Genomic DNA, 15,909 nt, shown 5'->3' on the forward strand with positions numbered 1-15,909 from the left:
ACAATCGCCGCACGCCGCCGCGTCGGCATCGGCAGTCAAGGCGTCCAGCGATAAACGGTGATGCTGCTGCCCTTCACGTTGTTCTTCGTGACCACATACTCGCCGTTCGACCGACGATAGGCGCGCACGCCGTACATCGAATCGAGTGCGCTGCTCGCATCGACGGTGCTGCTGCTCGTGTTGACCAGCGTGGTGTCGAGCTTGCCGGTGGACAGGTTGAACGCGTCGATGTTCGGCAACGCCGCGCCGCTGCCGCCGAACCAGTAGCCGACGAACAGATGGTTGCCGGCCGCGTCGAGCGACTTCGCGCCGCTGTGCGGCAGCGTGATCACCGGGTTCGGCTGCGTCGTGTTGCCCGCGCTCCAGCCGTGATACACCTCGATGCGCGTGCCGATCGCCGTCCAGTCCGTGCTGCCGGGGACGCCCTGCGCGAGGATCATCGTGTCGCTGTCGGCGAGGTAGACGATGCGCGTCAAGGGCTGCACGCTCGCGGGGACCGGAATCGCGACGGGCCGGCCCCACGCCGGCTTGCCGTCCGCGTCGAAGCCCGTCAGCGGGTAGTGGTAGATCGCCCCGGTCTTGTCCAGGCCCGCCCACACGTCGCCCTTGCCGTCGAGGCTGAAGCCGCTCGTGACGCGCCGCGTCGTATTGAACGCGGGCCCCGGAATCGACGCGTCCGGAATGGCGATGTAGCCGTTCGCCTGGTTGAAATGGAAGAAGTAGAAGATCGGCGGATTCTGCCCGGCGGCGACCAGGATCCGGTTCGCGCCAACCGAAACGACTTGCCCGAAATGCTCGTCGCGCTGCACGTCGTTGACGTCGATGCGCGGATCCGACGGATAGGTGAACGGATCGACCGTGTTCGCGACGAACACGCCGCCCGCGCGGCCCGAGTAGATGTGCGTGCCGCCGTAGAACAGCGTGCCGTCGGTCGCCGGGTCGGGGGCGGCGATGCCCTCGAAGTTGAGCGCCTGGAGCGTCCAGCGCAGGTTGCCGTTGCGGTCGTACGCGTGGATGTCGGTCGCGCCGTCGCGGCCGAGGTCCCAGCTGCCACCCCACGGGTTGTTCAGCACGTACAGGTTGCCGGCGGTGTCCTTGCCGATCCCGACGATGCGCGTGAACCGCTTCGCGCCGACCTGCCCCTTGATGCCGGTGGTGGTGTCGAGATAGCCGCCCTGCACGCCGAAGGTGCCGGCCAGGGTCGGCCTGGACGACACGTCGTAGCGCTTGATGTTCATGTCGGGGCCTTCGTCGCCGACCATCAGCTGCTGCGACGACGCATCGAAAAACAGCGACGACGGCCGCGACTCGCCGGCCATCCGGATCGTGTTCAGCAGCGCGCCGTTCGGCGCGAACTCGACGATCGTGCCCGCGCTCTTTTGCGCGACCCAGAGGTTGCCGGCGCCGTCGAGCGCGAGCGCGCCCGGGCCCGACACGCCGATGTCGCGCTGCCACACACCGTCGGTCGTGAAGACGCGCACGCGATTGCCGTAGAAGTCGCTCGCATACAGCAGCGAGCCGGCCGTCGCGAGCCCGGTGACGACGTCGACGCGCGGCTGGTTGGTCGCCGCGCTGATCTGGATCAACCGGTCGCGGACCTTGGTCGCGCGGTTGTAGCGCCCGACCGCGCCGCTTCCATACGTCTTGCCCGGCTGCAGCGCCGCGAAGATCGACGTCGCGTTGCCGGTGATCGCGCTGCCCTGGAACTCGCCGTGCGCGCCGATCGAGCCGAGGCTCCGGTGGTTCTGGTAGATCGCGACGCCGCCTTCGTCCTCGTCCCACATCGACGCCGTGTAGATCACGCCTTCCGGCGACACCCACATCGAACGCGCGGTATTGCCGACGTGGGCGGCGAGCGTGCCGTAGGTGTTCGCCAGCCAGTCGGTGGTGTTCTGCGCGACACCGGCCGGCGCGATCGCGGCGAGCGCCGCAGCGAAGAGGATGACGCGGATGCGTTTTTTATCGACCATCACGGATGCTCTCCTGAATGTAGCGGTCAATCGCGCGAATGACCGGCCAGGCGGATTTTTCAAATCGGTGATGCGTAAAACCTTCCTCGCGACCTTGCTGCTCGGTCTTTATTACGCGCAGCGTAACGGAGGCAAGTGACAGGACGATAACGAATTATTTAAAGCAACGCGAATCGCGAATAATCGCTGTCTCGCGGATTTTCGGCGGGGTTTATGATTTTCGGTAAATCCTGGAATATCGAATTCGAATACGCGAGAGGCGGGTATATTTTTCTGGTCGACCGGATGCGCCGGACAGCGCGCGTTGCCGACGTCGCGCCATCCGGCTCGCTCGACCCGACACGTTACCGCGCGCAATCCACCAGCAGGTTCGCCAGTACCGACGCCCCTTGCGCCAGATGCACCGGATCGGCGTCCTCCGCCTCGTTGTGGCTCAGCCCGGCCTTGCACGGGACGAACACCATCGCGGTCGGCGCGACGTAGGACAGGTTCACCGCGTCGTGCCCCGCGCCGCTGCACATCTCCAGATACGGATAACCGGCGGCCGCCGTTGCGCGCCGGACCTGCTCGACGCACTGCGCGTCGAACACCACCGGCGCATATTCGGCGATGGTCTGCACGTCGACGCGCGTACCGCGCAGCGCGGTACGCTGCACGCAGATCGCCTCGATGTCGGCGACGAGCCGTTGCAGTGCCGGCTGCGAAGGATGGCGCACGTCGACGCTGAAGCGGACCTTGCCCGGGATCGTGCTCGGCGAATTCGGCTGGCACGTCAGATGACCGACGGTCACGCGCGCATCGGCATCGAAACCGTGGCCGTGCTCGACGATCGCGGCGATCATCGCGGCGGCCACGCTCATCGCATCCTTGCGCACGCTCATCGGCGTCGTGCCGGCATGCGACTCGAAGCCGGTCACCGTGACGTCGAGTTCGTAGATGCCCTGCACGCCGGTCACGACGCCGATCGGCTTGCCGGCGTTCTCGAGCACCGGGCCCTGCTCGATATGCGCCTCGAAGTACGCCTTCGGCATCTGCCGCTCGCGCTCGCGGCCGGCGAAGCCGGTGCGCTCGAGCTCGTCGCCGAGCAGCACGCCGGTCTGCATGCACGGCCGCGCGCGCGCATGGTCGAGATCGAGCGCGCCGGCATAGACGGCCGAGCCCATCAAGCCCGGCGTGAAGCGCGAGCCCTCTTCATTGGTCCATGCGACGACGTCGATCGGATGCCGCGTCGCGATGCCGTGCTCGTTCAGCGTGCGAATCGCCTCAAGGCCCGCCAGCACGCCGTAGACGCCGTCGAAGCGGCCGCCGAGCGGCTGCGTGTCGAGATGGCTGCCGCACATCACCGCCGGCGCGCCGTGCTGCGTGCCCGGCCGGCGCGCGAACACGTTGCCGATCGGGTCGATGCGGATGTCGCAGCCGGCTTGCTCGCACCAGTGGATGAAGCGGCGGCGGCCCCGCACCTCGTCGTCGCTGAGCGCGAGCCGGCAGCTGCCGCCGTGCGCGGTGGCACCGATTTTCGCCATCTCCATCAGCGAATCCCACAGCCTTTGCTGGTTAACGAGGATCATCGCGGTCGCTCCTGAAAAGCACCGAGCATATACACTTGGATGGATCAGAAAAATCCAAGATTTCGTTGCGTTCGATAACTTTTTCTTTTCACCTTCGGTCGCGCCCGCCCGCCGGGCCGCGTTCGCGGCAGCGCCCATGAAACTCAAGCAGCTCCATGCCTTTCTCGCGGTTGCCGAGCACCGCACCATTCGCGGCGCCGCCCGCGCGCTCGGCGTCACGCAGCCGGCAATCAGCGGCACCGTGCGCGAGCTCGAACTCGATCTCGGCGTGCCGCTCGTCACGCGCAGCGTCAAGGGGATTGCGCTGACCGGGTACGGCAGCGCGTTCGCCGTTCGTGCACGGTTGATCGTCGAGGAGATCGAGCGCACGCGCGACGAGATCGAACAGTTGCGGCTCGGCACGACCGGTTCGGTGTCGATCGCGGTCAGCCCGACCGTCGCGCTGACCATCCTGCCGCGCGCATTCGATGCTTTCACGCGGGCGCTGCCCGGCGCGACCGTGAACATCGACGACGCGCTGACATCGACCGATCTCGCGCGGCTGCGCGACGGCACGCTCGATTTCATCGTCACGCATCAACTGTCCGAGCCGATGCCGGACGCGGACGAATTCGCCAGCATTGCGCTGTTCCGCACGGCGTTCGCGGTCGTGGCCCGACGCCGGCATCGGCTGGGGCGCGCGCGATCGCTGCGCGAGCTCGTCGACGCGCAATGGTGCACACCGCGCTACGGTGCAGGCGGCGACGACCTGGTGCGCTCGATTTTCACGCCGTTCGGCATCGACATGCCGAAGCGCGTGATCCATTGCCCGTCGTTTGCCGCGACGCTCGCGCTCGTGTCGCAGACGGATGCGCTCGGCATCTTCGCGCGGCCGCTCGCCGATGCCGAGCGCCGGGCGCGTGGGATCGCGGTGCTGGATCTCGTCGAACCCATGCCGCAGTTGACGGTCGCAATCGTGATGCGCCGGCACGCGTTGCTGACGCCGGCCGCGCTGCATTTCATCGAATGCCTGAAGGCCGCGTCCGCCGACGTGGCGGGGCAGGACGGCGGCGCATGACGATCAGGCCGGCGGCCGGAACGCACGCGTCGCGGAGGGTGCATGTGCATGCTGCTCCAGGTAAGCCAGCGCATCGGCGAGCGCCAGCACCTGCGACTCGCCGTTTCTCATGCGCAGCGACACCGCGCCGGCCAGCGCCTCCTTGCGCCCGGTCACCGCGACGATCGGCGCGGCCAGCGCGCGTGCGTCGAAGATCTTGCGCGGCAGGCGTTCCGCACGGAAGTCGCGCAGCACGCGGCAGCCGATCGCTTCGAACGCGGATGCCACACGGTCGGCAAACGCGCGTTCGTCATGCCCGATGTTCGCGACGACGATCTGGTCGGGCGCGAGCCACGTCGGCAGCCAGCCTTCGTAGTGTTCGAGCAGCACGCCGATAAACCGTTCGAGGCTGCCGAGCACCGCGTGATGCAGCATGACGGGCACGGCTCGCGCCCCGTCCTCCGCGACGTACGCCGCGCCGAGCCGCTCCGGCAACACGAAGTCGAGCTGAATGGTCCCGCACTGCCATTGCCGCCCCTGACGGTCGAGCAGGTGAAACTCGAGCTTCGGGCCGTAAAACGCGCCCTCCCCCGGCCGCACGGCAAAGTCGAGGCCGGCCGCCCGCGCGGCGGACGCCAGCATCGCTTCGGCGCGGTCCCAGACCGCTTCGTCGCCCGCGCGCACCGCCGGCCTCGTCGACAACGCCACGTCGAACCCGCCGAATCCGAAGTCCGCATAAATCGACTTCAGCAACATGCAGAAGCGCGCGACTTCGGCCTCGACCTGATCGGGCATGCACAGCACGTGCGCGTCGTCCTGCGTGAATGCACGCGCGCGCATCAGGCCATGCAGCGCGCCCGACGGCTCGGCGCGATGCACCGCGCCGAACTCCGAATATCGAACCGGGAGATCGCGATACGAGCGGACGCCTTTCCTGAAGATCTGCACATGGCACGGACAGCTCATCGGCTTGAGGCAGTACGGGCGATCGTCGCTCTGCAGCGAGAACATGCCGCGTCCGAACTTTTCCCAGTGGCCGCTCTGCTCCCACAGGCTGCGCGCGATGATCTGCGGCGTCCGCACTTCGGAAAATCCGGCTTGCCGCATCCGGGCACGAATATAGTCTTCGACGACACGCAGCAGGACCATGCCGCGCGGATGCCAGAAAATGGCACCCGGACTTTCGTCCTGCTGATGAAACAGCTCGAGCTTGTTGCCGAGCACTCGGTGATCGCAGTCATCCATCATGTTCTCCGCTGATATTCGATGCCGAATACGACGGAGCATGAAAAAAGCCCCGTCGCATGCGGCGGGGCCTGGGATGGTTCGAAGCACTGAATTACGACGCGCGACATCCTCCCGACCCGCCATGAGCGGTCGTGGTGGTGGTGGTGGTCGTGGTCGTGACGAAACGTGCGTTCATGCGGTGAATCTAGTCGACTCGCTGGCGGCTGTCAACAACGCGCGTGATGCCGACTGTCGTGCGCGCGTGCGTCGGCGGTCCGCTCGCTGCGCATCGAATCGAATGACTTTCGCGTACCTTGTGCGAGGATGCCGACAAAGCACCGATGGCGGTTTGAGCCGATGATGAATCAGATCCGCACGTGTCGATATCGACCGTCCGGGCGGTTCCACCGTGCGATCCTGAAGCGATGCGTGTATCGTCCGGTTTCATCCCGCCTGCCATTTCATCTCGCGCCACTCACATGAAACGTCTCGCCTGTTTCGCTCTCGCGCTGGGTCTTGCGATGTCTTCGCCCGCTCGCGCGGACTGCAAGCGCTTCATCCGCTCATGGGCCCAGCTCTATCCGCAGCGCACGGTCGACGCCGCGCATGTCGCCTGCGTCGCGTGGCCCGCCAATCCGAAACTGACCATCGCCGCGCTGCCGTTCGACAGGCAGTCCGCCGATCTCGGTGTCGTCGTCGCCGACAGCGCAACCGGAAAGGTCGTCGCGCACGGCCTGCAGCAAGACGTGATCGACCGCAGCAGCTGGCGCAGTCTCGAACGGCTCGCGATCGACGTGGCGCCCTATCCGCTCGACAAAAACCGGACCGCATTCGGCGTGGTCGCGGTGAATCGCGACACCGACAGCGCATCGCACACCGTCGAAGCCGTGATGTCGATGTACGTGATCGACGGGCCGCGCGTCCAGCAGATCCTCGACCGGCTGCTGGTCTACTGGCGCACCGGCGGGATCTTCTACGACTGCGCCGGCGAAGTCTCCGAGGTAAAGCGGAAACTCGCCGTCGGGGCGAGCGGCAGCGCGGGTTACCCGACGTTGAATGTGTCGGAGACGTCGTCGACGTATGCGAGTCCGCACAAGGGACAGTCGGCCGACGACTGCAACGTGCGCGCGTCCGACGTGAAGCATCGCGACTATTCGATCCGCTACCGCAACGGCCGGTACGAAGTGCCGAAGGCGCTTCAGCCGTTCGCGTGAGCGTCGAACCGGACGAACTAGCGCGCCTCTCCGTCGACCTGGGCGCGCGGCGACGCCAGCATATGACACGACACGGCGACGATCATCACGATCACCGCCAGCGCCAGCATCAGCGCCCGATAGCCGCTGCGGAAATCGTCGAAATGCCGGGTCAGGAAGATCGCGAACGCGATGCCGCTCGCGCCGCCGATGTTGTGCACCGTCCATGAGGTGCCCATCGCGACGGCCGCCTTCTCGCGTGGCAGCGCGCCGAGCGCGACCAGCGTCGACGGGCCGAGAATCGCGCCCCAGCCGATGCCGAACAGGATCAGCGGCAGCAAGAACCAGCGCGCGTCCAGCTTCGCCGCGGCAACGGCCAGCAGCAGCGCCGCGACGACGAACAGGAACAGGCCGGTCACGATGATCCGCGACGGCCCGATGCGCTCGCTTCGGCCGCCGATCCAAGACGACGCGACCGAGAACGTCACGGTCGCGGGCAGCAGGAACAGGCCGATCGCGATGTCGCCCATCCCGAGCTGGCTCGAAAAGAAAATCGGGAAGGTCAGCAGCACGATGCAGTAGAAGAACGCGAGAAAGAACGTCGCCAGCAGCGCGGACAGGAACCGCGGTTCCCGGAAGAAATGAAACTCGACGATCGGATCGCGCGTGTTCAGTTCGTGCCGCACGAACAGCGCCAGCGACCCGATCGACACCGGCAGCAGCCACAGATGGAGCGACGCCCCGTCGATCGACAGATAGCTGACGAGCGCGGTCAGGCCGACGACGAGCAGCAGGCAACCGGTGACGTCGAGGCGCTTCGCCGTGGCTTCCCTGAATTCCGGTATCGCCCATGCACAGAGAACCAGGCTGATCGCAATGAACGGAATATTGATCAGGAATGCGACATGCCAGTCGAGCGCGCCCGCGAACACGCCGCCGATGATCGGGCCGAGCGCGAGGCCGATGCCGTTCGCGCCGAACAGGATCCCCAGCGCCTTGCCCTGCTCGCTTTCGTCGAAGGTATAGCTGACGATCGCGCCCGACACCGTATACAGGATCGCGCAACCGATGCCCTGCACGAAGCGGAACAGAACCAGCAGCCAGAACTGATGCGCGATACCGGCGAACAGCGACGCGACGCCGAATATCGCCAGGCCGATCATCAGCAGCTTCTTGCGCCCGAGATTGTCGGCGAGCGTGCCGACCGGCACCATGAACGCCGACAGCGCCACCATGAATATCGACGTGACCCACTGCGTCGCCTGGATCGGAATCGAGAAGTCGCGGCCGATCGCAGGAAGAATCGTGTTGACGACCGTGAGATCGATGCAGCCCAGGAAGCTGGCGATGCAAATGCCGGTCAGCCCGACATATTTTCGAACCTTGCCCGATGTATCAGTCATGCGCCGTCGCCTCGGTTTCCTCGTGCTCGTAGCCGTGCTCGTGCGCCTGCGCCGAGGACTTTTTCTTGAACTTGACAGCCAGCCAGTTCGCGCGAGCGTCGCCGTCGTTCTGGACGAATATCTCGCGCGTCTTGCTCATCGCGGAGGTCATCTGCTTCGGGTAGAGGATGAAGTCGATGCCGTCGCGCGCCCACATCGGCATGATGATCGGGCATTCCTCGAGAATATAGAACAGCGAACGATAGAACGCATCCTCGTGCGCCTGCGTGCCGCGCACGAGCCCGTTGCGTTCGGCGAACACGTCGATCGTGCCGTTGATCGCATCGCGGTATTCGTGATTCGAATAGTACTCGTTGGTGATCAGGTGGTAGTACTGCGTGTAGTCGTCGCGGCGCAGCAGATCGTCCCAGCGCAGCACCTCGCGCCGCATCGACAGCTTCGCGAGAATGCCCGCGTTCTGCGCGAGCCACGCGTCGCCGCGCTCGCGGCTGCGGCGATAGTTGCTGTGCGCCGATCCGGTGTTGTAGTTGTGACGCTGCAACGTGTCGGCCACCGCGATCACGCAGCGGCCGAACGCCGACACGTTGATCTTGTCGACCGTCGCCGCCAGCTTGTCGCCTTCGTGATACTCCTTCCCGACGCTGATCAGCAACAGCGCCGTCTTGCCGATGTAATGATGCGCCTGGAATTTGCCTTGCGCCTGCAACGAGACCTTGTACATGCTTAGCTCCAGTAGACCAACGGTTCGGTTTCGGATTTGACGCCGACAAAGGCACTCAGCGTGACCCTGTCCTGCTCCTCGACCGGGCGTACCGCATGAATGAAGCGCGGATTCAGGATGATCAGGTCGCCGACCTCCGGCTTGACGACGACGTCGGGATCGCTCACGTGGCGGCGGCTGATCCCGTAGCGCCGGTCGCCCTGCAACGCGGCGTACTCGTGCGCGTCGGGCTCGATGTTCCAGAGCTCCAGTTCGCCGCCGCGCGGCGGAACCTGCAGATAGATGTTCGCCGACAGCTGGTGTCGAAGTTTCCAGTCGATGCCCTTCGGCAGCGTCCACTCCAGGTTGTCGATATGCGGCTCGAGATCGACGCCGGGCGTCTGGTAACGGCACACGCCGACGAAGCATTTCTGCCGGTCGACGCTGAGGAGCCGCGCGCCTTCGGGCCAGGCGTCGTCGAGCAGCGTGCGAAACCGGTCGACCGGCGAGGCCAGCTCGCCGAACAGCGTGCGCACACGCTGGATGTTGTCCAGTGCGTGCGCGTGGTACGCGCGCCGGACCTCGTCGGAGCGGATCTCGGCATACGCGATGCCGAGCCGCGTGAACTCGGTGGCATGGCCCAGCGCGCCGCGCTCCGGATGCGAGAACAGGCGCTCCCCGGCGCGCCGGATCACCGCCGGCGGTGCAAACGTGTGGATGCGTATCGCCAATGCGTCGCCGTTGCATAGCGCCAGCAGGTGATCGGCGCGCAGCGCGGTTTCGTCCAGATCGATGACTGCGTGTGCGACTTCTGCTCGTTTTTTCATGGGCTTGGACATGATGGAGTCGAGGGCGAAGATCCCGATCGCAAAATGCGCCGCCGTGCGGCGCCGGCGCGTCAAAGCAGGTAGCGCGCACGCAGATAGTAGAAACCGCCGTTCACGCCGATCGGCGACGACACGATGTCGTACTTCGTGCCCAGGAACTGCGTATTCGCCGGCAGCGTGGTCGGATACGCGTTGAACAGGTTGTTCGCGCCGAGCGCGATCTCGAACTTGCGCGTCACCGCATAGCGCACTTCGAGATCGGTGATGTAGCGCGCAGCGTTCTTGAAGTGCACGAAGGTCGTCGTCGAGTAGGCGTTCGGTCCGCTCCAGATGCTCTCTTCCCCGGATGTCGTGCCGTAGCGCGACTCGTGCAGGCTGACCGCCCACTTGTCGAGATGCCAGGTGCCGCCGATCACGATCTTGTTCTTCGGCGTCGACGACGTCAGGTACGCGACCTGCTGCGCGTTGAGCAATGCATTGCCGTTGTTGTCGCGCCCGATTCGCGTCACGCTCGTCGTGTTGAAGTTGATGCCGAGATCCCAGTCGACACTGCCCCACGACGCGAAATTGCTGTGATACGTGCCGACGATGTCGATGCCGCGCGTGCGCGTGTTCACGCCGTTCGTGAAGTAGTTCGCCGTCACTGAAGGCAGCCCGGCAGGCAGCGTGATGCCGGCCAGCGTCAGTGCGTCGATCGCCGTCTGGCCGCTGTAGGTGCCGCCCAGCACGATGCGGTCGCGGATGTCGATCTGGTATGCGTCGATCGTCACGTTCAGCTTCGGCAGCGGATTGAGCACGAGGCCGACGTCGAAGTTCGTCGACTTCTCGGGCTTCAGCGGCGTCGCGCCGAGATTACGCGCCGCCGCGGAATTCGCCGCGAGTATGCCGTTTGCGCTGAGCGGCGAGATGTTCAGGTTCGTGAAGTACTCCGTGGCGAGCGACGGCGCGCGAAAGCCCGTGCCGACGCTGCCGCGCACCGCGATGCGCGGCGTGATGTCGTAGCGCGTCGACAGCTTGCCGTTCGCGGTACTGCCGACGTCGTTGTAGTGCTCGTAACGCCCGGCAAGGTCGACCTGCCAGTTCGGCGCGAGCTTCGTCGCGAGATCGGCGTACGCGCCGAGCACCTCGCGCGACGCCGACAGCGCGCTGAGCGACGACAGCCCGGGCAGCGCCTGCGTGCCCGAACCGTAGGTCGATGCCGCATCGCCGGCGCCGACCGAGTAGGTCTCGTGGCGATGCTCGACGCCGACCGACACGTTCAGCGGCGCGGGCAGCACCGGCAGCCGGAAGGCGCGCGACAGGTCGAGGTTGTTCGTCCACTGCGTGTTGTGGAAATTCGACAAGTGAAAGCGCGTCGGCGTCGAGCCCGTATCCGCGAACAGGCTCGTGTTCGCCGAGTTGATCATGCCGATGTTGATGTTGTCGCTGCCGTAGGTCGTGCTGAGATCCCACGCCCAGCCGAACAGCCTGTCGCCCTTCACGCCGGCCGTCACCGAATAGTCGTTCTCGCTGATCGTCTCCTGCGGCGTGAAGCCGTTCGGATAGATCGACGGCAGCACCGAGGGCAGCCGGTAGTTCTGGTAGCTGCTGCCGTCGCGATGCGCGTACGTGCCGAATCCGTAGAGCTGCACGCCGCTGTCGAGCAGGTAGCCCGCGTTGAATGCGAATGCCTCGCGCGTGCTCGCCGGCGAACCGAGGATCAGGTTGTCGTCGCGGCCCGTGCGCGGATCGGGGCCGGTGCGCACCGTGTGGTTCTGGCGGTTGTATTCGGCGCTGAGGTCCAGGAAACCCGCATCGCCGAGACGCAGGCCGAGGCTGGCCGCATTGTTCTGCGCGAGGCCGTCGCCGCGATAGGTCTGCCCGGTCGTGTTCGACAGCTCGCCACCCTTGTAGTCGGACTTGAGGATGACGTTGATCACGCCCGCGATCGCGTCCGAGCCGTATTGCGCCGATGCGCCGTCGCGCAGGATCTCGACGTGATCGACCGCCGAGACCGGGATCAGATCCACGTCGACGCCGGTCGAGCCCTGCTGCGGGCCCCGGTTCAGCGAGATGTTCGCGGACGAATGCCGGCGCTTGCCGTTGACGAGCACGAGGACGTGATCGGGGCTCAGCCCGTGCAGCGTCAGCGTGCTGGTCAGGTTCCCCGCGTCGCCCCGCATCGCCTGCCGTGCGATCGAGGGCGACAACTGCACGAGCGCATCGCGCAGGTTGGTCTGGCCGGTGCGGCGCAGCGCATCGCCGCCGATCACGTCGACGGGATTCGTGCTGTCGCCTGCCTTCTTCGCGGTCTCGCGCGTGCCGGTCGTTACGACGACGTCCTGCACGTTGCCGGTGAGCGTCGCGTTGCCTGCGTCCTGCGCCCAGGCCGCCCCGCTCCCCAATCCGCAGGCGGTCAGCGCCAGCAGACAACCGCGCTGCCGCGCGGCGCGTGCGTATTTACTCCTCTGAGATTTCAATTGAATGCCCTCTGTCCAGCGAGCCGCGTGTGCGTTTCTCGAGTTCCGCGTTCCGCTTTTGTGCTTGTATGGATACGGGTTTGATACGGGTGTACGCGGCAAATCATCGCTCGGCAGCGAAGGCTTGTTAAATAATTAATCTGAATTTGGATTTATCGGAGGTGGGCATTCTTGTGTTTGAGGGGAGCCGCGATCTTATCGGAAAGCATGTTTCAGCAAACTCGGACCATCTCCAATAAATAGACCGACAATGAATTAGACAAATTCTTCGAAATTTGTTTTGCCCGGGATCATGGCGCCGCCGCTGTCATGGCAGAAGCAGTGAAGGTTACGTCGATTTCGGCCGTTGGAATACGAAAATCCTCCGACCACAAAAATTGACTCGATATTTCGGTTAAAAATGACGCGGATTGAGTTCATAATCTACGCCATTTCTCCGGTCGTCAGAATGCGATTTATCGCGACCTGCGACGCGACAACGGCTGCGGGCTCCCGGAAAAGTCATCTTCTGGAATACGGTCGTTCCGTTCCGGCCGAATGCGCTGTCGGAAGCTGGCGATGTCAATGCCGAGTCGCGTCAGGTCGTTCACACAAACAATCAGCATCCGGCAGAATCCTCGTGTCGATCACGTACACGGCCGAAAGCCCGGCCGTGCGAAAGACTCATCCGCCTTCTTCAACCCGCTCACCAGCAGGCTGCCCTCCTGCATGCCGCACCGACGAAGCACCCTGCTCGATGCAACGTATTCCGTACTGTTCCTCGACATCCTCCGGCTCCAGCAGCGCGCCATCCCGATGGAGTGCATCGAGAAAGACACGCCCCTTGTCCGTCAGACGAGCACGACGCTCGCCCGCAGCACAATGCTCGAGCATGACGAGTTGGCGTTCGAGCAACGCGTCGAGTTCGGCGCGGTTCATGTCGAGCTGATCCGGCGCCTGACGAACCAGCATCAGCGTCGCGAATTCGTGTGGGCTGAGCATTTCCTTCTCCTGTCAGCAACGGAACCGCGAGCAGCCGCGCGTTTCGAAAAAACGCAGCACGATACAGGCGCGAACCGGGTCACGGCCCCACACGGCCGGGCACCGTCGCGCGCCCGCGCCACCCGGCGGTCCCACATTTTCCATACAACGCGTATCAGCGGTAACGGTACGCACGGCGCAAGCACCGGTCGCCCGATGCAACGCTTGCGGCCCGCGCAGGCTTCGCCGTGCGTCCCGACCTGCTGCTATACCCCTGCCTTGTCGACACTCACCTCGATGCGTCGCGGCTTCGCCTCCTCGCGGCGCGGTATGGTCAGCTTCAGCACCCCGTCGCGCAGCTGCGCATCGATACGCGAAACGTCGAAGTCGGGGCTGAGCGTGAACGCGCGCCAGAAGTGCGGATGGCGCACTTCGCCGTGTTGCAGCCGCAGTCCGGCAGGCGTCGGAATCACCGCTTCGGCCTCGACGGTCAGGCTGCTGTCCTGCACGCGCACGTCGAGCTTTTCACGCGGAACGCCGGGCAGGTCCGCATACAGCGTAATGCCGTGACTGTCCTCGAACACATCGACGGCAGGCGCGATGCGGGTGAACTGCCTGGCAGGCGCCGCCTGCTCGGCGTGGGCGACCTCGGTGCCGGAACGGCGAGTCGCCAGTTCGGTACTGTCGTTCATGATGTCCTCCGTGCCTTTGACATTTCATCCGGAATCACTGGACCGTAATCGCGCGCGGCTTCGATGCCTCGGACCGCCCGACACTGACGATCAGGCAACCGTTCACGTACCGCGCGTCGACCTTGTCCGGATCGGCGTGCTGCGGCAACTCGATCACGCGCCGGAACGCGCCCATGAAACGCTCCCTCGCATATACGCGCGTCTCGGCGTCCGCGTTCGATTCGGGCGGCCGGCGCTCGCCGCTGATCGTCAGCAGCCCCTTGTCGATCGTGACGTCGATCGCGGCAGGATCGAGCCCTGGCGCGAACGCGACGATCTCGACGCTGTCGTCGGTGCTGCCGATATTCACCGGAGGAAAGGTTTCGCTGCGCGTGGCGCGCAGGCTTGCGGGATAGCCCGCAAAGAGGCTGGCCATCTGCCGTTGCAGGCGGTCGAATTCGCCCAGCAGATCGGTGCCGAAGAAAAGATCGCTCATGGCTGGCTCCTTGAAACCGGGGGCGCCTCGCGAAAGACGAACGGAACCACGCGCTCCAGTCCGCCTGCCCGTGGGAAACCCCGCCGACAAACAAATCGAAACACGCAGTGCTTATCGCAACTGCCTGAGCGATGCATAAAATAGTGCAAGCAACGGAAATTTCAAGAGGCCTCGCGACATGTCGCACAGGAGGGTTCATGGATCTTTTCGATAGGCTGCAGGAACAGGTCGAGAGCGTGCGCCTGCCGCTCTTTGCCGTCACGGTCACGGCGGCGGCCCGCGTCAACACACCGCTGTTTGCGATGTTCCACTGGCACGGATTCCGCCGCGCGACACCGCTCGTGCTGCCCGGCGTCGAGATCCCGCCCCGGCCGGTTCCGGGGTCGGTCGTCCAACTCGATACGCCGTGGCACAGCTTCGAAGCGGTGGACGCGATGCTGCTCGACGCCGCGTGGCAATCGGGCGCCTGGGATGTCGAGCGCGTCGAGCGGCGCGGATGCAACGTGATCGGCGCGAGCGCCGCCGAGGCACTCGCCTGCCGTCAGGCGTTCGGCGACTACGGGGACGACGTCGCACGCGATCCGCTGCTGCCCGACGATCGTACCGACCGCGACGCGCTGATGCAGCTTGCCGCCCGCAGCGGCTACGTGCGCTGGCTGTTCCGGCCCGTCAAGGGCGGCCTGTGGCGCACGCTCGACGAACCGGACGACACCCTCGACGCGGACGGCGGGCGCCGCCCTCCCTGTCCCGTGCTGCCCCAGCCGCGCCGCCCGAACGGACGCGGCCGCACGATTTATCGGCTCGGCGCAGTCCATCGGATCCTGTCGGCACGCTGAAACAATTTGTTACAAACAGCCGCGATCGCGCCTCTTGAAGGGCGCGACGTGCACCTCTATCTCGCTTTCCGCCAAACATTGGCGCGGCTGCACCGCGGCGCTCCACGCGCTCCGGGATCCGCAGCCGGATTCCCTTATTGGTGATCCTCTAATCGCTCAGGAGATGGAAATGCAGATTCGTCCCCTCTACGACCGGGTTATCGTCAAGCGAATCGAAACGCAGCGGACGACAGCTTCGGGCATCGTGATTCCCGACTCGGCTGCCGAGAAGCCCGAACAAGGCGAAGTGCTCGCAGTCGGCAACGGCCGGCTGCTGCAGGATGGCACGCTGCGCGCGCTCCAGTTGAAAGTCGGCGACCACGTTCTCTTCGGCAAATACGCAGGCCAGACCGTCAAGGTCGACGGCGAGGAACTGCTCGTCATGCGCGAGGAAGACGTGATGGGCGTCCTCGACGCCGACGCAGACGCCTCCCGCAAGGCTGCCTGACATCCCAGGCCGTTCGCGAAGCGCCGAACCGGCGTTCGCGACGCGTTGAGTCAACGACTTTATCCGGAGCAACACC

General features: G+C 65.2%; 14 protein-coding genes. 4 read left to right on the plus strand and 10 right to left on the minus strand.

What is annotated here, in order from left to right:
• Window positions 1–35 precede the first annotated feature (35 nt).
• Together WS57_RS12415 and WS57_RS12420 are read right to left on the minus strand one after the other, a co-directional pair.
• Window positions 36–1,970, minus strand: a complete 1,935-nt coding sequence (locus WS57_RS12415) for an SMP-30/gluconolactonase/LRE family protein (protein WP_069244281.1) — start codon at window positions 1,968–1,970, stop codon at window positions 36–38.
• Between the two features lie 344 nt (window positions 1,971–2,314).
• Window positions 2,315–3,538, minus strand: a complete 1,224-nt coding sequence (locus tag WS57_RS12420; protein ID WP_069244282.1) for a Zn-dependent hydrolase — start codon at window positions 3,536–3,538, stop codon at window positions 2,315–2,317.
• A 136-nt stretch (window positions 3,539–3,674) separates the two neighbouring features.
• Between WS57_RS12420 and WS57_RS12425 the strand changes: the two genes are divergently transcribed.
• Window positions 3,675–4,595, plus strand: coding sequence for a LysR family transcriptional regulator (locus WS57_RS12425; protein WP_009688721.1), 921 nt, complete (start codon window positions 3,675–3,677; stop codon window positions 4,593–4,595).
• 3 nt (window positions 4,596–4,598) lie between these two features.
• Here the strand turns inward: WS57_RS12425 and thrS are convergent, their stop codons facing one another.
• Window positions 4,599–5,861 (minus strand): threonine--tRNA ligase, encoded by a 1,263-nt coding sequence (gene thrS / locus WS57_RS12430; protein WP_236871894.1) that lies wholly within the window; start codon window positions 5,859–5,861, stop codon window positions 4,599–4,601.
• 461 nt (window positions 5,862–6,322) lie between these two features.
• On the opposite strand from thrS, the gene WS57_RS12435 reads away from it, so the two are divergent.
• Complete coding sequence (locus WS57_RS12435) at window positions 6,323–7,015, plus strand: hypothetical protein (protein ID WP_059516300.1); 693 nt, start codon at window positions 6,323–6,325, stop codon at window positions 7,013–7,015.
• A gap of 17 nt (window positions 7,016–7,032) precedes the next feature.
• On the opposite strand, the gene WS57_RS12440 is transcribed toward WS57_RS12435, so the two are convergent.
• From WS57_RS12440 to WS57_RS12470, 7 genes are all read right to left on the minus strand, one after another.
• A complete protein-coding gene (locus WS57_RS12440; RefSeq protein ID WP_069244284.1) occupies window positions 7,033–8,397 on the minus strand; it encodes an MFS transporter in 1,365 nt (454 codons plus the stop codon).
• Complete coding sequence (locus tag WS57_RS12445) at window positions 8,390–9,118, minus strand: hypothetical protein (protein ID WP_069244285.1); 729 nt, start codon at window positions 9,116–9,118, stop codon at window positions 8,390–8,392. The genes WS57_RS12440 and WS57_RS12445 overlap by 8 nt, the downstream gene beginning before the upstream one ends.
• Before the next feature lie 2 nt (window positions 9,119–9,120).
• Entirely contained in the window at window positions 9,121–9,999 is an 879-nt protein-coding gene (locus WS57_RS12450; protein ID WP_009688716.1) for a 2OG-Fe(II) oxygenase, read from the minus strand.
• Window positions 9,996–12,383 carry a TonB-dependent receptor plug domain-containing protein gene (locus WS57_RS12455; protein ID WP_155774290.1) on the minus strand — a complete coding sequence of 796 codons (2,388 nt, stop codon included), beginning with the start codon at window positions 12,381–12,383 and terminating at the stop codon, window positions 9,996–9,998. Before WS57_RS12455 ends, WS57_RS12450 begins: the two co-directional genes overlap by 4 nt.
• 663 nt (window positions 12,384–13,046) lie before the next feature.
• A complete protein-coding gene (locus WS57_RS37990; RefSeq protein WP_230945586.1) occupies window positions 13,047–13,364 on the minus strand; it encodes a hypothetical protein in 318 nt (105 codons plus the stop codon).
• 245 nt (window positions 13,365–13,609) lie between these two features.
• Window positions 13,610–14,035, minus strand: coding sequence for an Hsp20/alpha crystallin family protein (locus WS57_RS12465; RefSeq protein ID WP_009688712.1), 426 nt, complete (start codon window positions 14,033–14,035; stop codon window positions 13,610–13,612).
• 34 nt (window positions 14,036–14,069) lie between these two features.
• Window positions 14,070–14,510: an Hsp20/alpha crystallin family protein gene (locus WS57_RS12470; RefSeq protein WP_009688711.1), complete on the minus strand. Its 441-nt coding sequence runs from the start codon at window positions 14,508–14,510 to the stop codon at window positions 14,070–14,072.
• Window positions 14,511–14,707: 197 nt separating this feature from the next.
• On the opposite strand from WS57_RS12470, the gene WS57_RS12475 reads away from it, so the two are divergent.
• On the plus strand, window positions 14,708–15,346 hold the full coding sequence (locus WS57_RS12475; RefSeq protein ID WP_040130680.1) for a hypothetical protein: 639 nt from the start codon (window positions 14,708–14,710) through the stop codon (window positions 15,344–15,346).
• Between the two features lie 169 nt (window positions 15,347–15,515).
• On the plus strand, window positions 15,516–15,833 hold the full coding sequence (locus WS57_RS12480; protein ID WP_009688709.1) for a co-chaperone GroES: 318 nt from the start codon (window positions 15,516–15,518) through the stop codon (window positions 15,831–15,833).
• Window positions 15,834–15,909: the final 76 nt, after the last annotated feature.

The sequence above is a fragment of the Burkholderia pseudomultivorans genome, from assembly GCF_001718415.1.
Classification (GTDB): domain Bacteria; phylum Pseudomonadota; class Gammaproteobacteria; order Burkholderiales; family Burkholderiaceae; genus Burkholderia; species Burkholderia pseudomultivorans_A.